Raw genomic sequence first — 12,230 nt, 5'->3', positions numbered from 1 at the left:
TGAAAATTTGAATTATAATTTTTTTACATTATTATAATGGGAGTTATAACTGAAATAATTGGATTCGTTTTAGTAGTTAGTTAATATAGTATAAAATAATTAATAAGAACTTTAATATTTAGAGTTCTTATTTTTATTATAAAAAACTCACTAAGTACTGATACAGAGAACCATAATATAAGTTGAATTTATAAATTAATATGGGAGATTTAATGTTTGAAAGTAAAGAAGCAGAAGAATAAATATTGAAGAGCTGTTAAAAGAAATGGTAACGAGATAAATTTAAATAATAAAGAATATGAATTACTAATTATATTAATGGATAATAAGGATAAAGTTAGTTACTAGAGAAGAGCTATTAGAAAAATCATTAGATATATGCTTAAAAGAAGTAGAAAGATTAAAAAAATTAGTAAATGATATGTTATTACTATCTAGAGCAAAAAAATCAGGAATAAACTTAAATAAATTAGAAGAAACTAATCATATAAAAGTAGTATATGAGGTTATAGAACAATATAGAGTTTTAAAACCAAATGTAAAATATATAGTTAATATTGATAAAGATATAAAAATGAAAATTGACTCCAATGATTTCAAGTAATATAAATTATATTTAACAAAAGGAGAAAAAGATGAAAAAATTAAGTTTAGCAGTGATTATAATAACAGTTAGTATTAGTTTAGCAGGATGTACAAATTCAGGTAGAGCAAGTAATGGTAATGAAAATAACACTGAATCTACTACAAAAAATAATAATGAAAATAATACAGGAGATATTTCGTTAGATAAAGCAAAAGAAATTGCTTTATCACATGCAGGATTAAGTAATGACCAAGTAACATTTGTTCAAGCAAAGAAGGATTTTGATGATGGAATTCAAAAATATGAAATAGAGTTTTATTGTAATGGTAAAGAATATGATTACGAAATTAACGCATCTAATGGGCAAATTATACAATATGATCATGATATAGAGTATAATTACACTCCAAATAATAATACAACAAATAATCAAAGCAATGTAAATACTACAGATAATATTTCAGCAGAAAGAGCAAAAGAAATAGCATTATCACATGCAGGTTTGGCAAATAACCAAGTTACTTTTAAAAGAACAGAATTAGATTTTGATAATGGAATTAAAAAATATGAAGTAGAGTTCTATTATAATAATAGAGAATATAGTTATGAAATAGATGCTAATACTGGAAGTATATTATCTTATGAACAAGATTAATATTTATATAAATCAATATAAGTAGTATAATAATGGACACATAATAATATAATTAACCCAGCAGTTAGGTAAAATTACTTCTGTTGGGTTAATTATATTACTAGGATACTATTTATTTGTAGGTGATTTATTCCAATAAGCCTTAGCTTCAAGTTCAAGTTTACTTAACCTAACATAATAATCAGGAATTTCATTTAAATGAGCTAATGCTATTTTTCCAGTAATAATAGGATTATCATTAGTTACATTTGTAAATAATGATTTTGTACCATGTTCAAGTTCTACATTTACTCCTATGGTAAAGTCATCTAAAGTAAATTTTTCTTTTGAAAAATCTATTCCTAATCTTTTGGCTATTCTGGATGCTTCATCTTTTGTGAAAGTTTTTCTTTTTTCCAGTTTATCAGATCTATTAGAAAAGAATTTAAGAAGTTTCATAATTAATCCCCTGCTATATTTTTATAGAATTATTATATGAACTAAGAATTTATTTGTTAAACTAATAAGAAGTGTAGTATTATTAGCTAATTTAATAGTCTTAGGCTATTTAATAACCTAAGACTATACAATATAAACTTTACTTATTAATAATTTACTAATTATGTTCTATTGATTTGTTTATTGATTCATATAAAAGGCTTCCCAAATATGACCGTCAAGGTCTAGGAAACTAGCTTGATACATAAAGCCATAATCTTTTGGCTCTTGTGAACGCCTACCACCAGCTTTAAGAGCTTTTTCCACAAACATATCGACTTCCTCTCTATTGGCTAAAGCAAAGGAAAGTAAAAACTCTACTTGTTTGTTTGCATCTATAATTTCTTTATTAGTAAAATTCTTAAAGTGTGATTCAGTAATAAGCATTGCAAAAGTATTATCATTTATTATCATTGAGGCTGCGTTTTCATCGGTAAATTGCATATTAAAAGTAAAGCCAAGTTTATCAAAGAAGTCCATTGATTTTTTTAAGTCTTTAACAGGTAGGTTAATAAATGTCATAGATGGTTTAAACATATTTAATCACTCCTATTAGCTATATTTTACCAAATGGTAAATTATATAAATAGTACCTTTTAATTATGTATATGTAAAGTGATATTTAATAGAAGTTTCAATGAAGTTTTGTGTAATAGTATAAGGTAAGTATTTTTTTATAAAATATAATAATGGGAATATAGATTGAATAATTATTAATCCTAATGTAAAATGGTGGAAAGAAAATTGAAAGGAGTTTTGTTATGGATAAATTAGATTTTATATACAAGAGAAAAAGTATCAGAGATTATAAGGAAGGAGAGGTTCCAAGGGAAGATATTTTAAAATTATTACATGCAGCCACATATGCTCCTTCACCAAAACACCAGCAAAACTGGCATTTTGTAGTTGTTCAAAATAAAGAGATAATAAATAAAATGGCTGAAGCTGTTACTGAAAGTCATACAAATATAGCATCTCTTGCTAGAAGTGAAGAAGAGAAGAAAAGGTTTATGAAAGTTCTTCCATATTACTTAAATTTTCAAAGATCATCATGTGCAATAATAGTGTATGGAAAACAATATGATATGATTGAAGAAAAAATATTAAGAGCTAATAATGTAGATGAATCAGTTATTGAAATGCTTAGATCTCCTCAATCAGATGCACAAGGCATAGGGGCAGCTGTAGAAAACTTTTTATTAGGTGCTGCTGCAATGGGATATGGAGCTTGCTATATGACAGGACCTGCCCATGCTAAGGAAAGAATTGAAAAAATAATAGGTTTTGAAAAGCCAGAGTATTCATTAATGGCGATTATTTCCCTGGGAATACCAGCAGATAATACACCAGAACAAGCACCACGTAAACCTTTAGAAGAAGTAGTTACATTTATATAAAATAACTTATTGAATAAATAAAAACCCTGCAATTTTAAAAATTGCAGGGTTTAATATTTCTTTCTATTGGATTGATATGTATATTGATGATTTATAAGAAAGGGCATATTTGAAAATATGTTATACTAAAATTAGTGCAAGATAAATATAGATTTATAGAGAGGATGATTATATGATTTATTTAGATTATAATGCTACAACACCAATAGATAAGGATGTTGCTGAAGCTATGATTCCATATATATATGGAAACTATGGAAATCCATCTAGTGCTCATGAACTAGGGACTACTGCTAAAAGAGCTGTTGAAAAGGCAAGAGAGCAAGTTTCAGAATTAATAAATTGTTCACCAGAAGAGATAATCTTCACAAGTGGAGGAAGCGAATCAGATAATATGGTTATTAAAGGAGTGGCTCATACTTTTAAAAACAAGGGAAATCATATTATCACATCACAGGTAGAACATCCAGCAGTTCTTAATACATGTAATTTTCTTGAAAAAATAGGGTATGAAATAAGTTATTTAACAGTTGATAAATATGGAATAGTGAATCTTTCAGAACTTGAAAGCTTAATTACGAATAAAACTATACTTGTTACAGTTATGCATTCTAATAATGAAACAGGTACTCTCCAACCAATTGAAGAGATATCTAAAATGTGCAAGAAACATAATGTTTTATTACATACGGATGCTTCACAATCCTTAGGCAAGGTTCCTGTGGATGTTACTAAATTAGGTGTTGATTTTCTAACAATTGCAGGTCATAAGTTATATGCACCTAAGGGAATTGGCGCACTGTACACTAAGAAAGGTATTAATATAGAACCATTAATTCATGGTGCAGGTCATGAAAGTGGAAGGCGTGCAGGTACTGAAAATATTATTTTTGATGTTGCACTTGGAAAGGCTTGTGAAATTGCAAAGAAGGAATTAAAAAATAATGAAGTTAAACTATTAAGCGATTATTTTTATCAGCAGCTTAAAGAAAAGTTTGGTGAAAGAATACAGCTAAATGGTCATCCAGAAAATAAACTTCCTAATACATTAAATATTAGCTTTTTAGGTCTTAATGGACATGAAGTCTTAGATAAACTAACTAATGTTTTAGCATCTACAGGATCAGCTTGTCATTCAGGTAATACTTCAATTTCACCTGTGTTAAAAGCAATGGGAGTTTCAGAAGAGGTTGGACGCGGAGCTGTACGTTTTAGTCTTGGTAGATATACAACTAAAGATGAAATTGATTTTGTTATTGATGAAATTAATAATACTTTAAATTATTAAGGAGGAATAATAATGAAGCTTGGAGTTATTATTGAAACTAAGGAATTGGAGAAAGCATGGAATGCTTTTAGATTTGCAGTAACTGCAAAGAAAAAGGGACATGAAGTGAAGGTATTTTTGATGGGGGAAGCTGTGGAATGTGAGACACTTACACATGAAAAGTTTAATGTATCAGCACAACTTAATGAGTTTAGTGAAGTTGGAGGAGAAATTTTAGCTTGTGGAACTTGTTTAAAATCTAGAAATATGAAGGGAACTAATATATGTCCGATGTCTACAATGATTGATTGTGTAGAAATGGTTGAATGGGCAGATAAAACAGTAACTTTTTAGAGCAATATAAGTAAATGTATATAGTAATATGTAAGTAATAAAAGTAGTAGCTTTATAATTAAGTTTAAGGCTACTATTTTTTATAATTAAAAAAATTTATCTTGCACGATAAGGTGCAGTAAATTATAATAAAATACAATAAAGTATAATAAAGTACAATAAAGTTAAATAAAATACAATAAAGTAATTAACTATACAAAATTATCTTGCTAATAAGAAAAGAGGACAGTAAATGGAAGTTAAATTTTATACCATAGATGAAGTTGCTGAGATTTTAGAAATACATCATAAAACAGTAAGAAAATTTATAAAAGAAGGCAATCTTAAAGCTACTAAAGTAGGAAAACAGTGGAGAATATCTCAAATAGATTTAGAAAATTTTACAGGTGAAAAATATTCAGTTACAGAAAGTCAGTCATTTAATAATGATGAAGAAATAGAAATTTCAAATGAACATATTAAAAAGGATGAGGTAAAAGAGATAAATGTGTCAAGTGTAATAAGCTTAGATGGAATAAACAAAGAAGAATATTTTAAAATTTCTAATACCTTATTAGCCATAATGAATAGCAAAGATGAAAGATTATATGGTTCTAATATAAGTATAAAGTATAGTGAAATTTTAAATGTAGTAAGAATTATGTTATGGGCCGACTTAGAACTTACAAAAGAAATATTAGATGTAATTTCAATGATTACCAAAAAAGAAAGTGTAGAGGAGAATAATAATGAAATATAAAGTTATTAATAAAAATGATAAAAGTTATATATTATTTGATGAAACAAAAATATGCTCAGAAGGAGATATCTTAGATATTATATCAGCAACCTTTAGTGAAAATATATCTGAAATAGTTATTGAAGGAAATACTCTTTCAGAAGAATTTTATGATTTAAAAACAAAGCTATTAGGAATGGCTTTGCAAAAATTAATTAATTATCATGTTAAAGTAGCTTTTATTATTGAAAAAGATAGAATATTAAGCGATAGGTTTAAGGAATTAGTTTTAGAAATAAATAAGGGAGCTAATTTTAGAGCTTGTTCTAGCATAGAAGAAGCAGAAAGTTGGCTATTGCGCTAATAAAAGTAAACTATAATATAATTTATATTTTAGTAAGCACTATATATAAGCAGATTATTTTAAAAGTCTTAGATGTTTAAATTATCTAAGGCTATTTTTATATATAATAAATATCTTCTTAAATGATGGCATGATATAATGAAAGTAAAGTTATGGAAATTATTCAAATTTTATCATGGAGGATTATAGATGAAAAATAAATTAGGAAAGAAGTTTTGGATAACCCTTGCTATATTTGGGCTTATAGGTCAAATTGCATGGGTTGTTGAGAATATGTATTTAAACGTGTTCATTTATAAGATGTTTAATGCATCAGCAGGTGATATTTCCTTAATGGTTGGAGCTAGTTCAATAGCTGCCACTTTGACAACTCTTCTAATAGGGGCATTATCTGATAAGGTTGGAAATAGAAAGATCTTTATCTGTGGTGGATATATCATGTGGGGAATTTCAATACTTTCATTTTCATTTGTTAGAATGGATATTTTAACACCTATTGCAGGAAATACTGTATCCGCTGCTTCTCTTGGCATATCATTAGTTATAATTTTAGATTGTGTTATGACTTTCTTTGGGTCAGCGGCAAATGATGCTTGCTTTAATGCTTGGATGACGGATTGTGGAAGTGACAGTAATAGAGGACGAATAGAAGGAATCAATTCAATGATGCCATTAGCATCTGTTTTAATAGTATTTGGTGGATTTATGGCATTTAATTTAGATTTTCCATCTAGCTGGACTACTATTTTTCTAATTATAGGTATAAGTGTTATTATTAGTGGCTTATTAGGCTTTATACTAATAGAAGACAATGCTAGAACTGCCTCTGAAACAAAAAATTACTGGGAAAATGTTTTATATAGTTTTAAGGTATCTGTTATAAAAGAAAATAAGCTTCTATATACAGTAGTTGGTGCATTTTCTATCTTTGGGATTTCTATTAATATTTTTATGCCATATTTAATTCTTTATTATGAAAAGACATTAGGAATAAATAATTATGTAATTATTATGGCTCCAGCAATTATAATTGCTGCTATTACTACTGCTTTTTATGGAAAAGTATATGATATGCTTGGCTTTAAGATGTCGGTAGTTCCAAGTATTTTAATTCTTATGATAGGTTATACTATATTATTTTTCAGTACAAATATTCTTTGGGTATTTGTAGGATCCTTATTTATGATGATAGGATATTTAACAGGAATGGCATGCTTTGGAGCAATGATAAGAGAGAATATTCCACAAAATAAAGCTGGATTATTTCAAGGATTACGTATATTAGGACAAGTTCTTATACCTGGAATTATTGGACCAACAATTGGAGCGGTAGTTTTAAGTAATGCAAAAACAATTTTAAATAATGATGGTACTACTTCCTTTATTCCAGATAGAAGAATATATTTTTCTGCTTTTATAGTAGCAACATTTCTTCTTTTTATTTTATATTTAATTTTTAAAATGATAAGAGAAGAGCATTGGAGTCTTACTGCAGATAAAGAAGTTGATTGGACAGAGTACCCAAGACCACAAATGAAAAGAGATTCTTATTTTAGTTTAAATGGAAGGTGGAAACTAAATGGAGAAGATATATTTGTTCCATTCCCACCTCAATCTAATTTATCTTGTTATAAAAAAACTGTAGGGAAGCATTTAACTTATGTAAAACACTTTAATTTACCTAATAATTTTATAAAAGATAAAGTAATTTTACATTTTGGGGCTGTAGATCAAGTTGCAGAAGTTTGGGTAAATAATAAGAAGTTAATGAAACATGAAGGAGGATATTTACCTTTTTCAGTAGATGTAACAGAGACATTATTTAGAGATAAAGAAAATCAGTTAGTAGTAAAGGTTACTGATAATTTATCTAAGAAATATCCATACGGAAAGCAATGTAAAAAACGTGGTGGAATGTGGTATACCCCTGTAAGCGGAATATGGCAAACTGTATGGCTAGAAAGTGTTCCTAAGGAGTTTATTAGTAATATTAAAATAACGCCTGATATGACTGGAATAACATGTGAAGTAGATACAAATGCAACTGAATACAGAATAGATATAAATTTAGAGGGATATATTTATACAAGATATGAAAAAGATAATAAGTTTAGGATAGATTTAGATAAAATCACATTACCAAATGGGGAGAGATATAAGCCTACTTTATGGACTGTTGAAAATCCACATCTTTATAAAATTAATATTAGTACATCTGAAGATAAAGTGGAATCTTATTTTGCTTTACGTACTGTAACTATACGCAAAATAGGTGAAATAGAAAGAATTTGCTTAAATGATGAACCTATATTTTTACATGGAGTGTTAGACCAAGGATATTTTTGTGATGGAATCTTCCTTCCTTCAAGAGAAAAGGAATTTGAAGAGGATATCTTAAGAATGAAGAATTTAGGCTTTAATATGTTACGTAAGCATATTAAGGTTGAACCAGAATGCTTTTATTATTATTGTGATAAACATGGAATGTTAGTAATGCAGGATATGGTGAATAATGGCTCATATTCTTTTCTTAGAGATACAGCACTTCCTACTATGGGAATGCTTAAATTAAAGGATACAAGAAGAGGAAACAAGACTCAAAGGGAAATATTTATAAATCATACAAGAGATACAATAAATCATCTGTACAATCATCCATGTATTGTTGGCTATACTATATTCAATGAAGGTTGGGGGCAATTTCAAAGTGATAAGCTTTATGAATTTGTTAAAGAAATTGATAATACTAGATTTATAGACTCTACTTCAGGATGGTTTATTAATGAAAAGAGTGATGTAGATAGTCTTCATATTTATTTTAAAACTATAGATTTGCCAAAAACAGAAAGACCATTAATAGTATCAGAGTGTGGTGGATATTCCTATGCTATTCCTGGACATATTTATAGTAAATATAATAGTTATGGATATGGTGCCTTTGAAAGTTCTAAAATGCTAACAGATAATATTGTTGAAATGTATGAAAAAATGATTATACCAGCTATAAAAAATGGATTAAGTGGCTGTGTTTATACGCAATTAAGTGATGTAGAGGATGAAACTAATGGAATATATACTTATGATAGAAAGGTTTGTAAGGTAGAAGCAGAAAAGATTCTGTTAATTAATCATAAGATTCAAAAAGAAATGGAAGAAAGAAATTAAAAATTACTACAACTAATAATATTTATTAGTTGACAATTAATAGTAAATAGGATAATATATATGTATATTAAATGGATAAAAAATATAATTATTTAGATATAGGAGTGGTTAATATGAAGAAATTATTTAGATGTACTGTATGTGGATATGTACACGAAGGACTTGAAGCACCAGAAGTTTGTCCAAAGTGTAGTTTAGGAAAAGAAAAGTTTGTAGAACTTACTAATGAAGAAGCAGCAAAAATTTACACTGCAGATAGAACTAATAGCATTCATGCTGAATTAATTGTTTTAGCAGATAAAATTGCTAAGCTTGCACAAGAAGGTATAGAAATAAATCTTGATCCTAAGTGTGTAAATGGATTTGAAAAAGCAAAAAATGAAGCTTGGACAATAAAGCAAAGATGTAAGGCAGAACTTGCAGGACATATGACTAATGGTAAGTGGTAATATACATTAACTTACTTATAGATTGTGAATAATAAAGAAGATTAAATAATGGGATATATGCTATTAATTTTATAATTAAATAGTATATATCCCTTAAAAATTTTTAGTTTTTAAATGGAGCTGCTTAGGCAGCTTTTTTATTTTTATGTAGTAATAGATAACTTTAGTATTTAATAAAGTGAAATAATAAGGTTGTAAAATACTAAAATATGAATAGAGTTAAGAAGATAGTGCTATAATTAAGATAAATAAATTTCATATATAATAAGGAGAAAAGTATAGGTGATTGATAAGTTAGAAGTTTTAGAGAAGTACTTTGGATATAAGAATTTTAGAAGAGGACAAGAAAAAATAATAGATGAAATATTAAGAGAAAAGGATGTCCTTGCTATTATGCCAACAGGAGGGGGAAAGTCTCTCTGCTATCAGATTCCAGCTTTAATTTTAGAAGGAATAACAATAGTAATTTCACCACTTATATCTCTTATGAAGGATCAAGTAGATACTTTAAATTCAATGGGAATAAACTCTGCATTTTTAAATAGTTCTTTATCTACTTATGAATTTAATGAGGTAATGAATGGTATTGAAAATAAAAAATATAAGATAATTTATGTGGCACCTGAAAGACTTCACTCAAATGAATTTATTACAGCAATAACACAAGTAAAAATTGCACAAGTTGCTATTGATGAAGCACACTGTGTGTCTCAATGGGGACATGACTTCAGAGTAAGCTATAAGGGGATTTCAACCTTTATTGATAAGCTAATAGAAAGACCTATTATAACAGCTTTTACAGCAACAGCATCTGAAGAAGTAAGAGATGATATTGTAAATTTATTAAGACTTAATAATCCAAAAATATTTGTTACTGGTTTTGATAGAGAAAATTTAAGGATAAATGTAATTAAGGGAATAGAGAAAAAGAAGTTTTTAATTAATTATATAAAGGGTAATTCTAAAGATGCAGGAATAATATATGCAGCAACAAGAAGAGATGTTGATAGTATTTATGAATTATTAAATAAAAATAATATTAAAGCAGGAAGATATCATGCAGGTCTTTCAAATGATGAAAGAATTAAATGCCAAGAAGAATTTATAAATGATGAAACTAATGTAATTGTAGCTACTAATGCCTTTGGGATGGGTATTGATAAACCTAATATAAGATATGTTATTCACTATAACATGCCTAAGAATATTGAAGGATACTACCAAGAGATAGGTAGAGCAGGAAGAGATGGGGAAGAAAGTGAATGTATAATGCTTTTCTCACCTGCAGATGTAATTACTCAAAAGTATCTAATTGAAGTTAGTACTGAAGATCCAATAAGGAAAAATAATCAGTATAAAAAGCTTCAGCAAATGACAAGCTTAGTTTATATAAATAGTTGCTATAGAAAATATATATTAAATTATTTTGGTGATTCCTATGAAGGAGAATGTGGTAATTGTAGTAACTGTCTAAATAAAGGTGAAGTGAAGGACAAAACTATAGAAGCTCAAAAGGTTATATCTTGTATTTATAAAATGAAGAGAAGCTTTGGAGTAGGAATGATAGTAGATGTTCTTAGAGGTTCTAAAAATAAGAAGCTTTTAAATTTAGGCTTTGATGAAATTAGTACCTATGGAATAATGAAGGAATACTCTAGTGATGGATTAAAGGAATTCATAAATATATTAATTGCCCATGGATATCTAGAGGTTAATGAGGAATATTCAACGGTGGCCTTAAATAGTATTTCCTTTAAGGTTATAAAGGGAGAAGTAAAAGTTCTTCTTAAGGAAGTTAATATTGAAAGTAATAGAATTGAAATCAATGATTTATTTGAGAAATTAAGATTACTAAGACAAGAAATAGCACAAGAGGAAAGAAAGGCTCCATACATGATATTTGGTGATGGAACCTTAAGGGAAATGAGTATTAAATATCCTATTACTAAGGAAGAAATTCTTGAAATTTCAGGAGTTGGGGAAATTAAATATGAGAGATATGGTGAAAGATTTATAGATATAATTAAAGATTATGTCATAGAAAATAATATTGAAAAGGAAGTAGCAGTAGATAAGAATCAAGCTGAAGAAATAGAAGATGATTATTTTGAAGTTAATAGTGACAAAGAACTTTTAGATAGGCTTATTAATATAAGAGAAGGATTTGCAAAGAAATTAAATATTCCTGTGCAAATGATTTTAAGTAAAAATACCTTAAAAGAAATAAGTGGACGTTATCCTGACACCTTAGAAAAGCTTAAAGACATTGGGGGTATTGGACACAAAAAGATTGAGACATACGGTCAGCAAATAGTTGAAGAAGTAGATAGATATATTATTGAAAAGGGCATTAATCCAGTTTGGAAAGAAAAGAAGAGGAAAAAACTTATTATAGATGGTGAAACTAGGGGAGCTTCTGAGATCGCTTTAGATAGACTTAATATGGGAGAAGATATAGAAGCAATATCAGAGGATATGGAAATATCAATTTCAACTATTCTTGGATATATAACAGATTATATAAAAGCCAGTGGAGATTATAGCATAGAAATAGATTGCAATAAGTATTATCATAAAGAAGATGAAAAAATGATTTTAGATGCTATTAATAAGAATGGAATAGATAAAATTCAAGCTATTAAAAAGAGTTTACCAGATTACATTAAATATGAAGCTATAAGAGCTGTAATACTAAATAATATTATTCTTAAGGGATAAGCTTATAAAAATTAAGTTAAATAAAAGGACTATCATTAAGGGATTTATAATCCAAAATGATAGTCCTATAAATTTATAAA

Annotated in this window: 12 protein-coding genes; 10 read left to right on the top strand and 2 right to left on the bottom strand. The window is 27.7% G+C overall.

All coding sequences use genetic code 11. The annotated features are described in order from the left end of the window. The first annotated feature begins 421 nt into the window (after window positions 1–421). Together ACFYH6_RS17925 and ACFYH6_RS17920 are read left to right on the top strand one after the other, a co-directional pair. Complete coding sequence (locus ACFYH6_RS17925; protein WP_416179871.1) at window positions 422–604, top strand: hypothetical protein; 183 nt, start codon at window positions 422–424, stop codon at window positions 602–604. Between the two features lie 31 nt (window positions 605–635). Continuing rightward, window positions 636–1,241: a PepSY domain-containing protein gene (locus ACFYH6_RS17920; protein ID WP_316343229.1), complete on the top strand. Its 606-nt coding sequence runs from the start codon at window positions 636–638 to the stop codon at window positions 1,239–1,241. A 108-nt stretch (window positions 1,242–1,349) separates the two neighbouring features. Here the strand turns inward: ACFYH6_RS17920 and ACFYH6_RS17915 are convergent, their stop codons facing one another. Next, window positions 1,350–1,679, bottom strand: a complete 330-nt coding sequence (locus ACFYH6_RS17915) for a DUF5661 family protein (RefSeq protein ID WP_316343230.1) — start codon at window positions 1,677–1,679, stop codon at window positions 1,350–1,352. Window positions 1,680–1,859: 180 nt separating this feature from the next. After that, window positions 1,860–2,255 (bottom strand): VOC family protein, encoded by a 396-nt coding sequence (locus ACFYH6_RS17910; RefSeq protein ID WP_316343231.1) that lies wholly within the window; start codon window positions 2,253–2,255, stop codon window positions 1,860–1,862. A gap of 224 nt (window positions 2,256–2,479) precedes the next feature. Between ACFYH6_RS17910 and ACFYH6_RS17905 the strand changes: the two genes are divergently transcribed. The 8 genes from ACFYH6_RS17905 to recQ all read left to right on the top strand — a co-directional run bounded on the left by ACFYH6_RS17905 (window position 2,480) and on the right by recQ (window position 12,150). Next, a complete protein-coding gene (locus ACFYH6_RS17905; protein WP_316343232.1) occupies window positions 2,480–3,115 on the top strand; it encodes a nitroreductase family protein in 636 nt (211 codons plus the stop codon). A 172-nt stretch (window positions 3,116–3,287) separates the two neighbouring features. Then, window positions 3,288–4,403, top strand: coding sequence for a cysteine desulfurase family protein (locus ACFYH6_RS17900; RefSeq protein WP_416179872.1), 1,116 nt, complete (start codon window positions 3,288–3,290; stop codon window positions 4,401–4,403). A gap of 12 nt (window positions 4,404–4,415) precedes the next feature. Then, window positions 4,416–4,736, top strand: coding sequence for a DsrE family protein (locus ACFYH6_RS17895; protein ID WP_316343234.1), 321 nt, complete (start codon window positions 4,416–4,418; stop codon window positions 4,734–4,736). 232 nt (window positions 4,737–4,968) lie between these two features. Then, window positions 4,969–5,475, top strand: coding sequence for a helix-turn-helix domain-containing protein (locus tag ACFYH6_RS17890; protein WP_316343235.1), 507 nt, complete (start codon window positions 4,969–4,971; stop codon window positions 5,473–5,475). Continuing rightward, window positions 5,465–5,818, top strand: a complete 354-nt coding sequence (locus ACFYH6_RS17885) for a DUF4180 domain-containing protein (protein ID WP_316343236.1) — start codon at window positions 5,465–5,467, stop codon at window positions 5,816–5,818. The genes ACFYH6_RS17890 and ACFYH6_RS17885 overlap by 11 nt, the downstream gene beginning before the upstream one ends. A 189-nt stretch (window positions 5,819–6,007) precedes the next feature. Next, window positions 6,008–8,983, top strand: coding sequence for an MFS transporter (locus ACFYH6_RS17880; RefSeq protein ID WP_416179873.1), 2,976 nt, complete (start codon window positions 6,008–6,010; stop codon window positions 8,981–8,983). A gap of 113 nt (window positions 8,984–9,096) precedes the next feature. Then, window positions 9,097–9,432, top strand: coding sequence for a rubredoxin-like domain-containing protein (locus tag ACFYH6_RS17875; protein WP_416179874.1), 336 nt, complete (start codon window positions 9,097–9,099; stop codon window positions 9,430–9,432). 282 nt (window positions 9,433–9,714) lie between these two features. Further along, on the top strand, window positions 9,715–12,150 hold the full coding sequence (gene recQ, locus ACFYH6_RS17870) for a DNA helicase RecQ (protein WP_416179875.1): 2,436 nt from the start codon (window positions 9,715–9,717) through the stop codon (window positions 12,148–12,150). The last annotated feature ends 80 nt before the right edge of the window (window positions 12,151–12,230 follow it).

This window comes from Clostridium sp. HCS.1, assembly GCF_047900555.1.
In the GTDB taxonomy this organism is placed as follows: Bacteria; Bacillota; Clostridia; order Clostridiales; family Clostridiaceae; genus Clostridium.
Note: the sequence above shows the minus strand (reverse complement) of the source record. Positions and strands in the feature narration are given on the sequence as shown.

What these genes read in the sequence shown, in the direction of transcription:
- ACFYH6_RS17880 (WP_416179873.1), top strand. Translation starts at nt 6,008, where the DNA reads ATGAAAAATAAATTAGGAAAGAAGTTTTGGATAACCCTTGCTATATTT.
- ACFYH6_RS17920 (WP_316343229.1), top strand. Translation starts at nt 636, where the DNA reads ATGAAAAAATTAAGTTTAGCAGTGATTATAATAACAGTTAGTATTAGT.
- ACFYH6_RS17890 (WP_316343235.1), top strand. Translation starts at nt 4,969, where the DNA reads ATGGAAGTTAAATTTTATACCATAGATGAAGTTGCTGAGATTTTAGAA.
- ACFYH6_RS17895 (WP_316343234.1), top strand. Translation starts at nt 4,416, where the DNA reads ATGAAGCTTGGAGTTATTATTGAAACTAAGGAATTGGAGAAAGCATGG.
- ACFYH6_RS17925 (WP_416179871.1), top strand. Translation starts at nt 422, where the DNA reads ATGTTATTACTATCTAGAGCAAAAAAATCAGGAATAAACTTAAATAAA.
- ACFYH6_RS17905 (WP_316343232.1), top strand. Translation starts at nt 2,480, where the DNA reads ATGGATAAATTAGATTTTATATACAAGAGAAAAAGTATCAGAGATTAT.
- ACFYH6_RS17900 (WP_416179872.1), top strand. Translation starts at nt 3,288, where the DNA reads ATGATTTATTTAGATTATAATGCTACAACACCAATAGATAAGGATGTT.
- ACFYH6_RS17915 (WP_316343230.1), bottom strand. Translation starts at nt 1,679, where the DNA reads ATGAAACTTCTTAAATTCTTTTCTAATAGATCTGATAAACTGGAAAAA.
- ACFYH6_RS17875 (WP_416179874.1), top strand. Translation starts at nt 9,097, where the DNA reads ATGAAGAAATTATTTAGATGTACTGTATGTGGATATGTACACGAAGGA.
- ACFYH6_RS17885 (WP_316343236.1), top strand. Translation starts at nt 5,465, where the DNA reads ATGAAATATAAAGTTATTAATAAAAATGATAAAAGTTATATATTATTT.
- ACFYH6_RS17910 (WP_316343231.1), bottom strand. Translation starts at nt 2,255, where the DNA reads ATGTTTAAACCATCTATGACATTTATTAACCTACCTGTTAAAGACTTA.